Source organism: Actinomycetota bacterium (genome assembly GCA_040905475.1).
Lineage (GTDB): Bacteria > Actinomycetota > AC-67 > AC-67 > AC-67 > DATFGK01.
Genome location: JBBDRM010000019.1, coordinates 19045 through 34965 on the forward strand (window position 1 = coordinate 19045; position 15921 = coordinate 34965).

The window sequence follows — 15921 nt, forward strand, 5'->3', positions numbered from 1 at the left end:
CGGAGGGTCGGCGAGTTGCTCCGGGGGTTCCTCGGCTACGGGACACGACGCCTCAGCGCGACCAGCTGACCGATGTTCCAACCCCGGCGGGCGGAAACGGCCGTCTTGTTCCCGGTCGGCCCGGCGATCGGTTGCTGGACATCGGCCGAGGAAGACACGACGGGGGAAGGTCCCGCGTTGGACACCACATCGAAGCGCTCGGTCATCCCGCTCGGCGGCGTCACCGAGGTTTTGCTCGCGACGCCGAAGATGCCCAGGATCATCGCGCCCTCAGCGGTCGTGGTGATCGTCGGGGCGACGATCGAGTTGGTGTTTTTCGACGCGCTGATCTGGCCGCTGTGCGCCATGATCGGCGCAGCGGTGTCCACGCCCGCGTACGCCGAGATCCCGCCGGCAGCGGACTGCGCGTTGGAAAGGGTCCAGGTGAAGCTCGACGGCGGGTTCGTGCCAGCCACGCGGACCCAGACGCCCTGACGCATCACGTTGCCGCTGATGTCGAGCCGGACGAGGGTCCAGCCGGCGGGGGCCGTGAGGGTCGGGTTACCTCGCGCGTCGACGACGGCCACCAGGACGTCGTCGGCCGCGATGTTCGCCGGCGTCGGGATGGTGAGCGACGTGGATGGTGTGTTCGCGGCGCTCGACGCGGAACGGAAGGTGATCCCCGACGACGGGGAGCTGATCGCGAGCGACACGAGCCCGTTAGCCGACGCGCCGCCGCCGTCGGTCACCGAAAAGGTGAACGAGTCCGGCCCGACGTATCCGGCGTGCGGCGTGAAGGTCACGCCGACCCGGTCGGTGTTCGGCGCGCCGTACGTGCAGCTCTGGGCGCCCAGTGATCCGAGCGTCCCGTGCGCCGGCTGCTGCACGACCGAGAACGAAAGCTCGCAGGTCTCCGCGTCGGTGGCGGTGAGGGTGATCCCGACCGGCGTTCCCGTCGTCGTGGCGGCCGATCCCGCGTGCGCGGTGGGCGGCGTGTTCGGCGGCGCTCCTCCTCCGATCCGGTTCCACCAGTAGTTCACGCCGTCCGACGCCAAGATGACGACGCCGGAGGCTTGATCGGCGTTCTGCTTGGACGTGGTCGCGTTGTTGATCTTCTCGGCGTTGGCCCCCTGGATGAGGATCGTCGGCTGCGACGGGAAGGTGATCGACTGGGTCGACGAAACCTTGTAGGAGATGCCGTTCGCCGTGTCGCCTTCGCCGATGGTCATGAACACGTACACGAGCTGCTGCACCGGATCGATGTAGAGGCTCGTGATCGGGCGCGTGTTGGCTTGCGCCACGACCGCGACCTGATGGCGGCCCCAGGTGCCGGTCTCCGAACGGACCAGCAGCCGGATGCGCGCGTTCGTGGATCCGGACTGCTCCGTCTTGACGGCGGCGTAGACTCGCCCGCCCGACGTCTTGAGGTTGATGTGGTCGTCGGCCTCGTTGCTTCCGCTCAACGCGACTTCGACGGTCCATGTGCTTGTCGGTGCGTTGTCGCGATGGATCGCGAAGTAATCGGCGTCGCTGCTCTGGTTGGACCACAGCACGCCGATCGCCGGGCCGGTCGCGTCGGTGAACGCGATCACCGACGCGATGTCGTCGCTGCTCGTGCCCGTGGCCCCGGCGACCGGGATGACGAACGGGGCGCTCCACGACGTGTCCGATCCCAGCGTGTGCGCGACGCGGATGCTCGAACCGGACTCGTACGTCACCCAGAGCCGTCCGGTTGTGTCCCGATCGAGGGTCAGCGTCTCCTCGCCGGCGCCCGGCAGGGTCACGGGGAAGCCGCCGTCCAGCTGGTACGAGCTACCCGTGTACGTGAACCGCCGGAGCTTGTTGCCGCCGAGCGCGCTCGAAGCGCGCGAGACGACGTAGAGCGTCCCGCCGACACTGAGGGTGTCCTCCTTCGATGCCGGACGCGTGTCGATCACGACGCCGGTGTCGGTCCAGCTGCTCTGCCCCAGGCGCCAGATCGTGTGCGCGCCCGCGGCGGCCGGGCTGAGCATCGCGCCCCACCACTGGTTGTCGTGGAACCACAGCTTCGACTCGGGCTTCTCACCCGTGATCGCACCGCCGGAGCTTTCCGCGTTGAATCCTGAGAACGAGTGGGCTTTGAACCCCACCTGGGTGGCGGCCTGCGCCGGCGCCGCCATGGACGAAGCCAGCACCGCCGCAAGCGTCACCAAGGCGAGCCGCCCTGCGGGCCGGCGAGCCCGTCGCGTGTTCCGCAGATCCATCGGTGACATGCGTGGAGGACGTGGCGCAACCGTCTCCCGTCCCTCGGAAGACGCGGGCGCCGACGCCTGGCTCGACAGTAGTCGCCGGGCCCCCCGCCAGGCTCGTTCCCGCAGGTGATACGGGCTACGCTTTTTGTCCTACGGGGTCCCAAACGCCAGCTTCAGCAGGCCTTGAGCTTCAAGACGCGCATCTTGCTCCACGGGAGGTCCGAGATGTTGGCCCCCTCGGGAACACCGTACTTCGCCCAGGTGCCGGGCCGGTTGATGTCCGCCTCGCCGCGGATGGCGAGCGTGCCCCCGGTGTCGGAAACATAAGCCCCGTAGACCTGGAGCGTTCTCGCGATCACCTTCTTCCAATGCGGCCAGGACTGGGCCGAGACGTTGAAGCTTGGGTCGAGCTGGATCCGGGCCCCTTCCGGGATCGCGCTCGCGCTGCTCTCCTCACCGTCGGAGTGCGTCGCCGGACACGCGATGAAGTTGTCGCGTGTGAACGGCGACGTTACGGTCAAGGCGTGTGGGATCAGCTCGCCTTTGAAATCCTCCGGCCGGGGGATGCCTCCGAAGGCCGCGAACCCGGCGGCCACGGCGCCGTTGCAATGCTGACCGAGCCCGCAGATCGCTCCCCATCCGTACGCGTTGGTGATGTAGCGAGATCCGGCGGTCCATCTGTCCGTCGCTGGGTTGTACTCGGCGCGCCACATGTCGAGCTCCTTGGTCCCGTCGATGACCACGAGATGCTGGTCCGATCCGGTCGTCGGCTTCGCGCCGGCCGGGATGCGGAACGACACCGGGGTATCGCAGTCGAAGTGTGTGCACCCGATCGAATAGGTCTTCGAGCCCGATCCCGCTTTCACGATCGCGATGCCCCACGCGTCGGTGTTGGCGAAGTTGGCGTTCGACTTGAAGGCGGTCAGCGAAGCCTGGACGATCGCCGCGGAATCGGCATCGATCGCGGGAGAGGAGGGGATCTTCGTGTTCCAGAAGGAGGTCGAGGCGTAGAACTTGCCGGTGCTCGGCGCGGGAGCCGACGGCGGTTTCGGAGCCGGTTTCGGCTTCGTGGCGTGCGCAGCGGGCCCGCTCGAAGCGACGGCTTTCGGCTTCGCTTTCGGTGACGTCGCCGGCGGCGCTGCAGCGATCGCGTGCGTCGGTTTCGGGACGGTGTCCGCGAACAAGATCGCTCCCGCGGCGACGCCGGTTCGCCGGGTCCCCGGATCGGGCGCTCCGCTCCCCAGCGCGACCACGAGGACCGCGAACGTGACGGACGCGGAACCGAAGCGACCAAGCCGTGTGCGGATGGAGGTCGTGCCGTCGGGAACGATCGGTCGGACGCTCATGGCTCCCCCTTCAGCGGCCGAACGAGGACATCGGGGGGATGCCGGGCATGCCGGACCCCCAGGCCGGGCATCAACCGCTACGCGACGTATCGGCCCGCGATCCGACGCCCTTGAGCGGTCGCCCGGACGCCCGAGGCCGCGAAAGTCGTAGCCCATCTCGTCCCCGCGCAGGATTCGGGGCCGGAGACGCCCCCGATACGCTTGTCGGGTGACCATGCCCGATGATCCCCCGGTTTCGATCGTCATCCCCGCGTTCAACGCCGGCCGGACGATCGGCCGCACACTTGCTTCGATCGCGGCTCAGCCGGACGCGCGCGACCGAGAGGTCATCGTGGTCGACGACGGATCGACGGACAACACGGCGGCCGTCGCGGAGTTGTTCGAGGGCGTGCGGGTGCTCCGGCAGCCCAACGCCGGCCCTGCGGTGGCTCGCAACGTCGGAGCCCAGGCAGCGCGGGGAAGGCTCCTGGTCTTCATCGACGCGGACTGCGAGGCTCAGCCCGGGTGGCTCGCGCACATGCTCGCCCGATTCGCCGATCCGGAGGTGATCGCCGTCAAGGGCGCCTATCGGACGCGCCAGCCCGAGCTCATCGCGCGCTTCGTTCAGATCGAGTACGAGGATAAGTACGATCGACTGGCGCGGAGCCGCGACATCGACTTCATCGACACGTACTCCGCCGCGTTCCGCCGCCTCGTGTTCCTCGGGCACGGTGGGTTCAGTGCAGAGTTCCCGACCGCGTGTGCGGAGGACGTAGACCTATCGTTCCGGATGTCACGCGCCGGCGGACGCATGGTGTTCGAGCCGGAAGCCATCGTGTTCCACCTCCACCCGAACCGCCTAGTCGCCTACGCGAAGAAGAAGTTCAAGTTCGCGTATTGGCGCCTGCTCGCGGTCAAACGCAATCCGGAGAAGCTCGTTTCGGACTCGCACACGCCCCAGCTGATGAAGGCTCAGGCCGTCGTCGCACCGTTGCTTCCTATCCTGGCGGCGGCGGCGATCGTCGTGCCGGCGCTTGTGTGGCCGGCGGTAGCGCTCGCAGCGTTGTTCGCGGTCTCCACCGTGCCGTTCACGATCAAGGCTCTCCGAAAGGATCGCGCCGTCGGCGCGGCGAGCCCGGCGTTGCTCTTCGTCCGAGGCATCGCGCAAGGCGTTGGACTCGGTTTCGGCACGCTGCACGTGATCCGCCTCACCGTCGCAGGCTCGCGGCGACGACTCGAGAGCACTCCGGTTCCCGCGACCACCGCGCCTCCTGGACCCGGCGGCGACGGCTCCATGTGAGCCGCGTCCTCCTCGTCGGCAAGGGTCCGCCCGACCGCGGAGGCATCGCCGCCTTCCTCCATATCCTGCTCGCGAGCGACCTCGGTAGCAGACACGAGATCCGCCTCCTCAACCTAACGCGCGACGAGGTGCCGAGGGCCGGCCGCCTGACTTCCGCGAACGTTCGGCGGACGCTGTCCGACACCGTGCGCGTCGGGAAGGAGGCCGGACGGGCCGAGGTCGTCCACATCCACACGGCGCTCGTTCCGGCCGTGACGCTCGTCCGCGCGGGGATGCTGTGCCTCGCCGCCCGGATCCGGGGTGCGAAGGTCGCGCTCCACGTACACAGCGGCCTCGTCGAGCTCTGGCTCACGACTCGGGCACGGCGCGCGCTCGCCCGAGTGCTCCTGTCCTCCGCTCACCGCATACTGACGATGTCGAACCCGACCCGCGACGCTTTGGCCGCGGCGCTCGGCGAGCGCAGGATCTCCGTGGTCGACAACGGGGTAGACCTCGATCGGTTCCACCCCGGGGATGCCGCGAACGTTGCTCCGCGGATCCTCTACGCGGGACTGCTCACGCCGCGCAAGGGGGTCGTCGATCTGATGCGGGCGAGCGAGGAGCTCGGCCGTCGCGGGGTCGCGCACGAGCTCGTACTGGCCGGCGGCATGCCCGACGAAGGCCCGGACGACGAGGCCGCCGTCCGCGCGGCCGCGCCCGCCACCGCGCACCTGCTCGGTGCGCAGTCCCACGATCGGATGCCGTCGCTGTATCGAGATTCCGATCTCTTCTGCCTCCCGTCGTGGTTCGAGGCGATGCCGCTGTCGATCCTCGAAGCGATGGCCAGCGGACTTCCGGTCGTGGCGACCGACGTCGGGGACGTGCGACGCATCGTGGAGCACGGAGTGACCGGCCTCGTCGTCCCGCCGAAACGGCCGGATCTCCTCGCCGACGCGCTGGGCGAGCTGCTCGCCGATGGTGACCGGCGCCGCTCGATGGGCCAAGCGGGAAGGCACGCCGTCGCCGACCGTTTCGCGACGGGGCGGATGATCGATGAGATCGACGCGATCTACGGGCAATTGGTGCCGTGAGCTTGCGAGGCGGGCCACGCAAGGACATGGAAATGCTCGGAGCGCAGTGCTCTCAGCGACTCGTTCCCGATGCCGAGCCGCTTCCATGTGCCCGACCGGCCGGGCTCGGCGCCGTCCTCGACAGAGACGTTCTCGACGTCGACCGTGAACGCGCCGGTATCGTCCCGGATCACCATGCCGTAGACCTGAAGCGTCCGTGCGATGACACGGGCGCCCGGCGTCAGGTCCAGCGCATCGAGGTCCAGATCGGGATCGAGCTGCAGGATAGCCCCTTCCGGGATCGCCCAGCGACGACCGTCGTCGGCGTCGGTCGTCTTCACGAGCGGCGAGATGTAGCAGTCCTTGCGGGGCGAGTCGTAGCCTCCGGAGAGCACGTGCGGGATGACGCCCGTGCCGTCGCGCAGGGCCTCGCGCACCTCCTCGGGACGCACGATCGTGCCCAGCAGAGGCGTGCCCCCACCGACGGCCGTTCCGGGCTCGTGCGCCCCGTCGGTACCCGGGCCGTTGAGATCCCAGCGGATCCCACCCTCTGCCTCCCAGGCGTCGTCCGTGGTCGAGTAGGTCGCACGGAAGAACTCCCACGCTGCCGATTTCAGCGGGTCGTAGACGACGAGGTGACCGTCGTCGGAGGGATCCGGCAGAGCGCCGCTCGGCATGGGCACGTTGTAGAGCGCCCGGGTGTCCTCGCCGGTGACACCCTGCACGCCGCACGGGAAACGGTTGCAGATCACCGTTCGCAGGCGGTCCGTGGCGCGTGCCACGTACACGGGCGTTCCGAACTGACTGAAGAAGCGGCCCTCCTCCGGCGCGCCTGCGAGACGTGGATACTTGCACGGGCCATCTGGGTCGGAGCCGCATGCCGCGACGAGATCACCGATCATGCTGCGTGACTGCGGATGCACCGCCGCCTCCGCCGGCAACGGTCTCCGGAGCGGCGAATCGACGGAGAACGGCTGGTATGCTGCGCGCCACGTCAGGGGCGCTTCCGGCTTTCGCCCGGAGGAACAACCCGCAAGGAGCGAAGCGAACACCAGGGCGATCGCCCAGCGGGGGGAAGCCCGTCTGAAGCCCCGAAGGATCACATGAGCATCCTTTGTTATCACTCCGTCGACCCGGCCTGGCGATCGCCTCTGGCGGTCACGCCGTCCGAGTTCGACCGCCAGTGCGCGTGGCTCGCCGCCAACCGGCGCGTCGTCGGTTTGGAGCGCGCCGTCGGCATGCTGGACCGGCGTTGCCGGCTTCCCGCCGGGACGGTCGCCGTCACCTTCGACGACGGCTTCGCCGGGCTGGCCGAGCACGCGGCCCCGGTGCTGCGCACGCACGGGCTCCCTGCCACGATCTTCCTCGTCGCGTCCACGCTCACCGGCGCCCCGTTGCGCTACGAGTGGGTCGAGGGCGAGCCGCCGCCCGAACCGCGCACGCTGACCCTCGAGCAGGTCCTCGAGATGCAGGACGCCGGCGTGACGTTCGGCTCGCATACGGTCAACCACCGCGACCTCACCCACCTTTCGGACGCCGAGTGCGCCGACGAGCTTTCGGATAGCAAGCAGATCCTCGGCGACCTCTTGGGCCGCCCCGCGACGCTCCTCGCGTATCCGGGAGGTCGGCACGACGAGCGCGTTCGACGCATCGCCGCGCATACCGGGTACGAGGCTGCATTCACCCTGCCGGAAGGGCGCGAGGCGGTCGGACGTTACGCGATCCCGCGCGTCGGCATCTACCCCGGCAACAACGAGTGGACGTTGCGCGTCAAGGATTCGCGCTGGTACCTCCCCGCGCGCACATCGTCCGTGTTCCCGGCGTTGCGACGCGCGGCTCGCGTGGTCACTCGGGGTCGCGTGGGGTGACCGACCCGCCGTCACGCGGCGCGGACTGAGCTTCATCCCCGGCGTCCTTCCCGTTGCTCAAGTCGGGCGCCACGTCGTCGAGGTCGTCGAGGTTGATCTGTCGTGGCGGCCGGGGGTCTCGTGCCGGCTGCCAGAGGAGCGGCTGCTCCGGCTGCGCGCGCGGGGGCATCATCGATCGCAACCGCCGCTCTTCGCGCTCGAGCGCAGACGCGGGCGTCCACCCCGGCCGTTCGACCTGGGTGGACGCCTTGGAGCCCGCCGGCTTCGGGCCCTCGATCGTCGGTCCTCCAGGACGGAGGCCGCTCCGATCTTGCGGGACAGGACTCGCCGACGGCGGGCTCGCCGGCTGCTGGGTCGGCGGGGCCGGCCGGTGCGCAGTTGGTGCCTCCTGTGCAGGCTGTGCCGGTCGTGGGGCCGGGCGGGCTAGGACGGCCGGACGCGGTGGGATCGTCGGCCCGGGCGCCGATGGGGTCACCCGCGCATCGTGCGTCGTCGCGGCCGGCAACGGCGTGGTTCGTGGGCTCACCAGCCAAGGCCAGGCGTGACCGCGCCGGACGAACACGACAGCCGCGATCTCGCCGGGCAGAAACTGCGAAGCCACGTCGAGGATCCGGCTCCTCGGAGCGCCCTGACGCACAACCAGGATGATCTGGGCCGTCTCGGGGACCATCTGCGGGGCATCACTGCCCTTCGCGGATGGTCCGTCGATAACCATCGCGGTTCGGGCCCACGCCGAAGGATCGGGAAGTTCCTTGCTGACGATCACACGTGCGTCGCTCTCAACGTGCTCGTACAGACGCCGCACACCTTCGTCCTTCGACGGGACGAGATACGTCCGGGTCTCGCGCCCGTGGGTAGCAGCGATCAGCTGGGCAAGGACCGTCCGAACCTCTTCGTCGCCTGGCGCGCTGATGAGCACGATCGTCCCTATAGGTTTCGGGAACAGGCGCTTCACCGTGGCCGCAAGTCCGGGAACGCGCGAGCCCTCGGCCGGCACCCCCCGCATCGAAGGCAGCGTCGGCGTACCGGCGAGCGGGGCGCCGGTGAGCGCCGCAGCCTCATCAGCACCGAGCACCGGCCGCCGGATCGTCAGGAACATGCCGACGACGGCGACCCCAACCAGAAGGCCGAGCGCGATGCCGAGCACGCCCAACACGGGCACGGTGGCGATCGCATCGGACGCGGCAGAGGGGACGCGTGCGATGTCCTGAACCGCGAATTCTCCAACCCCTTCTCCCGGTCTGTTGAGCTCTGCGACGAAGGCAGTCGCGACCGCATTGGCGATGTCGGCGGCCACGTTGCGGTTGGCGTGCGTGCCGATCACGCGATAGATGATGTTCTCCTGGACCGGGTCGAGCCGGGCGTACTCAGGGATGAGGCTCGACGGCTTGATCGACAAGCGGCCGTCGTTGACCGCCTTCTCCGCGACCGCTCCGCCGGAGAAGATGTTCTCGCCGAGCTTCGCGTAGGCGTCGATCGGAAGCGGCTGCTTCGTCGCGATGACGAGCGCGGTGGCTTCATACTCGCGCCCGAACCCACTCGCGCCGGCCGAGATGAAGATGGCCGCGGCCGCCGGAACCGTGATGATGAACACCCAGAGGAACCGGCGCACCCCCCACCACAGCCTCGACGCTGTGTCCTCGAATACGTCGGCCATCAGGCCTCCCCTAATTCCAGGCGTTGCAACGGTGAGAACCGCGCCGTGGCCGGTGCAGCAGCGCGGCGCCCCTCATGCGCAAGCGACGTCAATCCCGCATACATCAGACCCATCCAGAAGTACTTGAACCCTAAGGTCGACAGGAACGTGCTCGCCACAAGCAGCCCCACGAAGCCGGCCAGCGGGGACCCTCGGATCTCCGGCGGCAAGCGAAGCAGATCCTTCGCCACGAGTGCCAGCGCCGCGACCAAGAGCAAGAGCCCGGCGATCCCGGTCTCGATCAGCGAACCGATCCAGATGCTGTGCGCGACGAATGGGCGGTCGAGCCCGCGCGCGCTGGGCTCGGAGTGCAGCGTGTCTTGGTACACCGTGGGGAACGTCCCGAAACCACTTCCCGCCCAGCAGTACCGATCGCAACGCGTCAGGGCCGTTCGCCAGATGTCCGTCCGTCCGGAGGATCCCGGACGGGAGATCCGGCGCTGCAACTGGTCGGGCGCCAGCGATATGGTCAGGCCGGCAACCAACACCAGTCCGAGTCCGACGGCCGCCATAACGCGGCGGCGCTGATGCGAGAACGCGTGGATCACGAGCACCGTCACCGCCGCGAGGATCCCTCCCCGCGAGCCGGTAAGCATGATCGCTGCACCGATGAGGGCGCTCGCGCTCCAAAACAGAAGACGAGCCGCCGTGTTCGTGGCCCGGACCGCGCGGCCGATCGCGATCGCGAGTGGAAGGATCAACGTCGCTGCAGTGATGTTCGGGTCGATCCCCTTGCCCACGCCGCCCGCCGTAGCGAATCTCTGCCCCGTGCCGCCCGCCTGCCCGAGCCCCGACTGCAGCAGCAGGATGATGCCGTAGATGCCGGCGATGGCGCCGCCGAGCACGAGCGCTTCCTCGACGCGTACCACGTCGCGCTCCTCCACGGGCATCAAGCAAACGAGCAGGTACAAGGCGACCAGGCCGAGCAGGATGGTGAACTCGCTCAAGCTGGCCGACGGGTTGACGGACCACGCGAAGCTCAATCCGGCGAAGGCCGCGAAAAGGAGCCACGCAGGGACGGCGGAGAGGAGCATCGGCGCGCTTCTCGGTACGAGCATGAGGTGGCCGATCAGGCCGGCGATCACCACGAGCCCGAGGACGCTCGAAGGGGTATCGAACGGCGGGGGCAGCCCGAGCGGCAGGCTCACCGCAGAACCGAATGGCAACACGAGCGCATAGGCCGTGAGCAGGACCCGGATCGGCGCTCGGAGGCCCGCGACCAGCGCCACGACGGCGACCGGCAACAGCGCAAACGCCAGGATCAGGATCATCCAGGTAACGATAGGGTCAAGCCCCCACGACCGCGTTCTGCATTCACGTGGGCACCGCTACGACATCTGCTGTAGGGGTGCGCTCGAAAAAGGAGAAAGGGCTGGCCGAGGTCGCACCCGCCAGCCCTCACTCGTATGGAACTGTGGCTCCCTCTCCGCAATCGAGCCCGGGCCCGGGACGGAGGGTCACCCTAGCCGGTTCGTCCTACGCGGCAGCCCTACTGGGCATCCCACGGGGCGCGGATTCCGGCCCCGACGTTAAGCCACGTTTGAGGAACCACCGGCACCCCGATTCTCTAACGCCGGGCGAGCCGTGTCTAGAGGCGAAAACGGGCGACTTCGAAAGACGCCCTAGAGGTGCGGTTTGAGCCGGGAGTAGGTGTCCTCGAGCGCTTCGGGGATGACCTTGGACTCCCCCACCGTGGTCATGAAGTTCGTGTCCCCACCCCAGCGCGGGACGACGTGCAGATGGACGTGGTCGGTGATCCCGGCGCCGGCGATGACGCCTTGGTTCACCCCCACGTTGAAACCTTGCGGGCCGAGCGTCGCCTTGAGCGCGTTGATGCAACGCTGCGACCATTCGCCGATCTCCGCCAGCTCCTCGGCCGACAGCGACTCCCATTCTCCGACGTGCCGGTATGGCGTGACCATGAGGTGGCCGGTGTTGTACGGGAACTTGTTCAGGATGACGAAGGAGCGCTCCCCACGCGCCAGGATCAGGTTCGTTTCGTCGTTGGGCTCTGCCTGCGACGGGAAGTCGCAGAAGATGCACGCGTTGTGACGCTCCTCGCCTTTGATGTACGCCATCCGCCAGGGAGTCCAGAGACGTTCCACTACGCGTGCGCCCGCGCGCGGATCTCCTCGACGACCTTCTCGGTGAACTCGGCGAGCGGGACGCCGCGCTGCCCGTCACCATCACGCGGGTTGACGCCCGCGGTGCCGCCCTCGATGTCGCTGTCGCCGATGACGAGGATGTAGGGAACCTTCTGCAGCTTCGCGTCCCGGATCTTGCGGCCGACCTTCTCGTGGCGGTCGTCGACCTCGACCCGGATCCGCCGCGCGCGCATGTCGGCCGCAACCTGCCGACAATGGTCGACGTTGCGGTCGTTGACCGCGCAGATCACAACCTGCACGGGGGCGAGCCAGGTCGGGAACGCGCCGGCGTAATGCTCGAGCAGCACACCGGTGACGCGCTCGACCGAGCCGAGGATCGCACGATGGATCATCACCGGGCGCTCCAGCTTGTTGTCCTCACCCGCCGCGTACTGCAGATCGAAAGCCTCGGGCAGCGCGAAGTCGACCTGGATCGTGGTCAGCTGCCAGTATCGTCCGATCGCATCGGAGAAGTGGAAATCGATCTTCGGGCCGTAGAACGCGCCCTCGCCCTCGGCAACGGTATAGGGCTTCCCCCACTTGTCGAGCGCGCTCTTCAGCGCGTCGGTCGCCTCGGCCCACATCTCTTCGTTGCCGATCGCCTTGCCGGGCTTGGTGGAGAGCTCGATGCGCGGCTCGCCGAACCCGAGGGCGTCGTGGATCTCCAAGGTCAGATCCATCACGCCGATGATCTCGTCCACGAGCTGGTCGCGCCGGCAGAAGATGTGCGAATCGTCTTGGGTCAGCCCACGCACGCGCATCAGTCCATGGAGAACGCCCGAGCGCTCGTGCCGGTAGACGGTGCCGAGCTCGAACATGCGGATGGGCAGGTCTCGGTACGATCGGGTCTTAGACTTGTACACCAGCACGTGGAACGGGCAGTTCATCGGTTTGACGTAGTACTCCGCGCCCTCGAGCTCCATCGCCGGATACATGTTGTCCTTGTACTGGGCGAGGTGGCCGCTGGTTTCCCACAGCACGGACCGGGCGACGTGCGGCGAGTACACCGGCTCGTAGCCCCTTGACAGGTTGATCTCGCGCGAGAAGTCCTCCAGGGTTTTGCGGAGCGCGCCGCCCTTCGGGTGCCACACGAGCAGCCCGCCGCCGAGCTCCTCCGGGAACGAGAAGAGGTCGAGCTCGCGACCGAGCTTCCGGTGATCCCGCTTGGCGGCTTCCTCCAGCCGCACGAGGTACTCGTCGAGCGCCTCCTGCGACTCCCAAGCGGTGCCGTAGATCCGCTGGAGCATCGGGTTGCGTTCGTCGCCCCGCCAGTACGCGCCGGCGATCCGCAGGAGCTTGAACGCCGGGATGAGCGCGGTGTCCGAGACGTGCGGCCCGCGGCAGAGATCCGCCCACCCGTTGTTGCGGTAGACGGTGATGGCTCGGCCACCGGCGCCTTCGGCCTCGTCGACGCCTTCGATGATCTCGACCTTGAACGGCTGGTCGGCGAAGCGCTTCATCGCCTCGTCCCGCGAAAGCTCCTCGCGCTTGAACGACTGCGCCGCGGCCACGATCTCGCGCATGCGCGCCTCGATCCGCTCCAGGTCCTCGGGTGTGAACGGACGCCCGACGTCGAAGTCGTAGTAGAAGCCGTCGGCGATCGCCGGCCCGATGGCGTACTTGGCGCCGGGGAACAGGTCGCACACGGCCTGTGCCATCACGTGCGCGGTCGAATGGCGGAGCACCTCACGACCTTCCTCCGAGGAGGGGTCGACGGCTGCCCCGTCGGTCAGCTTCACGGTTGCGGTCACGACAGCTCCTGCACCACGCGGCGCGCCCAATCTCGTTCCAGCGTCGCGAACGGCAAGCCGAGCGCGGAACGGCAGGCGCGGTCCAGATGATATCGCCAGGTCCCCGGCGCGATCGCGCTTTCCGCCCCGAAGTCCCGATACAGCCGGGCTCCCGCGTTCCGGCCGAAGCGGTTCCCGATATAGGCGATGAAATGGTTCGCCTGCTCGTAGGAGGCGTAGATCTCGTTCGGCGTGCCTGCTGTGAAGACGAAGTCCTCCACGAGGTGGTCGTCGAACCGGCCGCCTCGCACCATCGCGCGCAGCTGCGGGGTCGGCGGGCTGTAGGCCGCCTCGCCGTAGTACTGCGCAACCCCCTCGTCCATGATCGACGTCACGTAGGGTCCGCTCAGCTCGCGCGCGGCGAGGTGCAGGAACTCGTGCTGCAGGATCGATCGCTGGAATGACTCGCCGTAGCCACGGAAGTTCGGCCAATGGAGGTAAGCGCGGGGCCCGACCAGATCCCACCCCTTCGTCCGCTCGATGCTCGAGGCGGCGAACGCCACGAAGGTCGACAGGTCGAACGTCGTCTGGAGGATGCGGGCCAGCTCGTTGACCGTGCTCGGGATGTTCAAGATTATGCGGTCCTCACGCCACCGGTTCGGCCACTGCCGCTTGACCGTTGCGCGAGCCTGCTTGGAGAGCGCAAGCATGCGCGACGCGGCGGTACGCTCGGCGGGGTGGAAGACGACCATGATCCCGTCGTCCTCGATGTGATCGACCGGGCCGAAGTCCCACAGGTTGCGGTTCGACTGGAGCGCGAGACCCTCGGCGTCGTCGTCGGCTACGACCGCCCAACCGTCCTTCCCTTTCACGACGGTGAGGTAGAGGTCTTCGGCCGACGGAGCAACGTCGTACCCCTTGAACCCGATCCGCTCCTTGACCTGAACGATGTGCACCTCGACCCCCGCGTGATCCCGCCGGTCGGCCTCACGGGTCAGCTCCGAATACTCGGCTTGCGTGAAGTCGAGCGAGTAGGCGCCGAGCGGCAAGGTGCGGATGCGGCGGAACCAGGTGAGCCGGTCCGAGCGGAAGCTCCCCGGCGCGCCGACCATCGTCCCGAGGAACGCCTGCTCGTCACCCGAGAGCACCGCCTGCGCACGGGTCGCGAGCATCTGACGCACTTCCTCCTGCCAGGTACCCGTCGACGAAGTCGGGGTGGGAGATTGAGCCCGGCTCGCAAGCGGAGCGAGAAGCGTCAAGACGATGAGGCAAACGGGAAGGGTGCGGGCTCGCTTCATTTGCTCAACCGTACCGTGTCGCCGCCCACCTCAGAGGCGGGCTCGGCGAACATCGCTAGATCCTCCCTGCAAAGTCATCCGAGACTCTACGCAACGAGTCGGCCAAGTCGGCCAGTTGGGCGTCCAAGTCGCCTTGGCCGAAGCGTGGAAGTGGGGCGTCGATCTCCATAAGTAGATCCCATATGTCGTCCACCTCGATGCTCGCGCTCAAGACTTGCCTGCCATCACCAAGGTTGATCCTAAGGTCGATGCAGGCCACGTCACCCTCGAAACGGCGCCGCAACGCAGGGTATCGTGAAGCATAATCTTCAGGGTCCGCCTCATATAAGACCTGGTGTCGCACCGATCCATCGGGCGCGAGCACGAATCCCGGTTGTGGCGCAAGGCCGAACCCGCGAGGCTGCAGGATGTCATCGAGGTGGCCGGCAACGCGCGCCTCAGCGGCAAGCTGCGCCGCGAGTGCCCGCTGAATGTCCGACTCTTCCATAGCCAGGTGGTGGGCACGAGTGGTTTCGAACCACCGACCTCCGCTGTGTGAGAGCGGCGCTCTCCCGCTGAGCTACGCGCCCGTTCTCGGGACCGTCAGGGTAACAACCGGCGCTACCCCCGGCAACGATCAGCCGGGCAGCTCGACCCGGAACGTGCTGCCCGTTCCCGGCTCGCTCGTGGCGGTGAGCGTTCCGCCCATCACCTCGACGAGACGCCGGGCGATGTAGAGCCCCAAGCCGAGACCGGGCCCGCGCTCTCCCTTCGCGTTCGCGCCTGCCGAGAGCGGCTCGAAGACCCTCGCGAGACCCTCCTCCGTGAAGCCGATACCGCGATCGGCCACCTCGATCCAGGCCATGCCGCCGGTGACCACCACCTCGTCCGCGGAGTGCTCGAGCGCGTTCTCGATGAGCCTGCGGATCACGTCGCCGAGCAGGATCGGATCCGCATCGATCAGGACGTCCGGCGGGATCTCGACGCGGACCCGGTCGCCGGCAAGCTCCCCGACGAGTTCGGACAGCAACACGCTTTGCGCGGCGATGCCGGGGTCGCGGCGAAGGAGCCGCGTGGCTCTCACTAGGTCCCGGATGGCCGCCTCGAGGCGCGCCGCCTGCCGGGCGATCGACTCGCCGAATTGGCGGAGTGTTCCGTCGTCGAGCTGCGACCCTCGCGAACGGATGGTGTCCCCGAGGCCGAGGATCGAAGCCACCGGGTTCAGCAGGTCGTGGGTCGCCTGTTCGAGCAGGCTTCCGTCGTCTTCGTCGGCCGGTCGGCTCACCGCGGCCCAGTCAAGCACGGGCCGCGGTGAGCCGCCA

At 68.1% G+C, this 15921-nt stretch carries 12 protein-coding genes and 1 tRNA gene; 3 read left to right on the forward strand and 10 right to left on the reverse strand.

Annotated features, from left to right (window positions below):
- Positions 1-35: 35 nt before the first annotated feature.
- Positions 36-2222 (reverse strand): Ig-like domain-containing protein, encoded by a 2187-nt coding sequence (locus WEB06_01910; GenBank protein ID MEX2554369.1) that lies wholly within the window; start codon positions 2220-2222, stop codon positions 36-38.
- Between the two features lie 161 nt (positions 2223-2383).
- Complete coding sequence (locus WEB06_01915; GenBank protein MEX2554370.1) at positions 2384-3556, reverse strand: hypothetical protein; 1173 nt, start codon at positions 3554-3556, stop codon at positions 2384-2386.
- A 214-nt stretch (positions 3557-3770) separates the two neighbouring features.
- On the opposite strand from WEB06_01915, the gene WEB06_01920 reads away from it, so the two are divergent.
- Positions 3771-4835 (forward strand): glycosyltransferase, encoded by a 1065-nt coding sequence (locus WEB06_01920; protein MEX2554371.1) that lies wholly within the window; start codon positions 3771-3773, stop codon positions 4833-4835.
- Positions 4832-5905, forward strand: coding sequence for a glycosyltransferase family 4 protein (locus WEB06_01925; GenBank protein MEX2554372.1), 1074 nt, complete (start codon positions 4832-4834; stop codon positions 5903-5905). The genes WEB06_01920 and WEB06_01925 overlap by 4 nt, the downstream gene beginning before the upstream one ends.
- Here the strand turns inward: WEB06_01925 and WEB06_01930 are convergent.
- On the reverse strand, positions 5884-6807 hold the full coding sequence (locus tag WEB06_01930; GenBank protein MEX2554373.1) for a hypothetical protein: 924 nt from the start codon (positions 6805-6807) through the stop codon (positions 5884-5886). The two genes, WEB06_01925 and WEB06_01930, sit on opposite strands and share 22 nt — an antisense overlap.
- A 180-nt stretch (positions 6808-6987) precedes the next feature.
- Here WEB06_01930 and WEB06_01935 point away from each other — a divergent pair, with 180 nt between their 5' ends.
- The gene (locus WEB06_01935) at positions 6988-7752 is read left to right on the forward strand and encodes a polysaccharide deacetylase family protein (protein MEX2554374.1); all 765 of its coding nucleotides are present in this window, start codon (positions 6988-6990) and stop codon (positions 7750-7752) included.
- On the opposite strand, the gene WEB06_01940 is transcribed toward WEB06_01935, so the two are convergent.
- The 7 genes from WEB06_01940 to WEB06_01970 all read right to left on the reverse strand — a co-directional run bounded on the left by WEB06_01940 (position 7730) and on the right by WEB06_01970 (position 15884).
- A complete protein-coding gene (locus WEB06_01940; protein ID MEX2554375.1) occupies positions 7730-9409 on the reverse strand; it encodes a hypothetical protein in 1680 nt (559 codons plus the stop codon). The two genes, WEB06_01935 and WEB06_01940, sit on opposite strands and share 23 nt — an antisense overlap.
- Positions 9409-10719, reverse strand: coding sequence for an O-antigen ligase family protein (locus WEB06_01945; GenBank protein MEX2554376.1), 1311 nt, complete (start codon positions 10717-10719; stop codon positions 9409-9411). The genes WEB06_01940 and WEB06_01945 overlap by 1 nt, the downstream gene beginning before the upstream one ends.
- Before the next feature lie 351 nt (positions 10720-11070).
- Positions 11071-11553, reverse strand: coding sequence for an HIT domain-containing protein (locus tag WEB06_01950; GenBank protein ID MEX2554377.1), 483 nt, complete (start codon positions 11551-11553; stop codon positions 11071-11073).
- A complete protein-coding gene (gene thrS, locus WEB06_01955) occupies positions 11553-13343 on the reverse strand; it encodes a threonine--tRNA ligase (protein MEX2554378.1) in 1791 nt (596 codons plus the stop codon). The genes WEB06_01950 and thrS overlap by 1 nt, the downstream gene beginning before the upstream one ends.
- On the reverse strand, positions 13340-14494 hold the full coding sequence (locus WEB06_01960) for a hypothetical protein (protein MEX2554379.1): 1155 nt from the start codon (positions 14492-14494) through the stop codon (positions 13340-13342). The genes thrS and WEB06_01960 overlap by 4 nt, the downstream gene beginning before the upstream one ends.
- A 620-nt stretch (positions 14495-15114) precedes the next feature.
- Positions 15115-15189: transfer RNA gene (locus tag WEB06_01965), tRNA-Val, on the reverse strand.
- A 47-nt stretch (positions 15190-15236) separates the two neighbouring features.
- A complete protein-coding gene (locus tag WEB06_01970) occupies positions 15237-15884 on the reverse strand; it encodes a HAMP domain-containing sensor histidine kinase (protein ID MEX2554380.1) in 648 nt (215 codons plus the stop codon).
- Between the last annotated feature and the right edge of the window lie 37 nt (positions 15885-15921).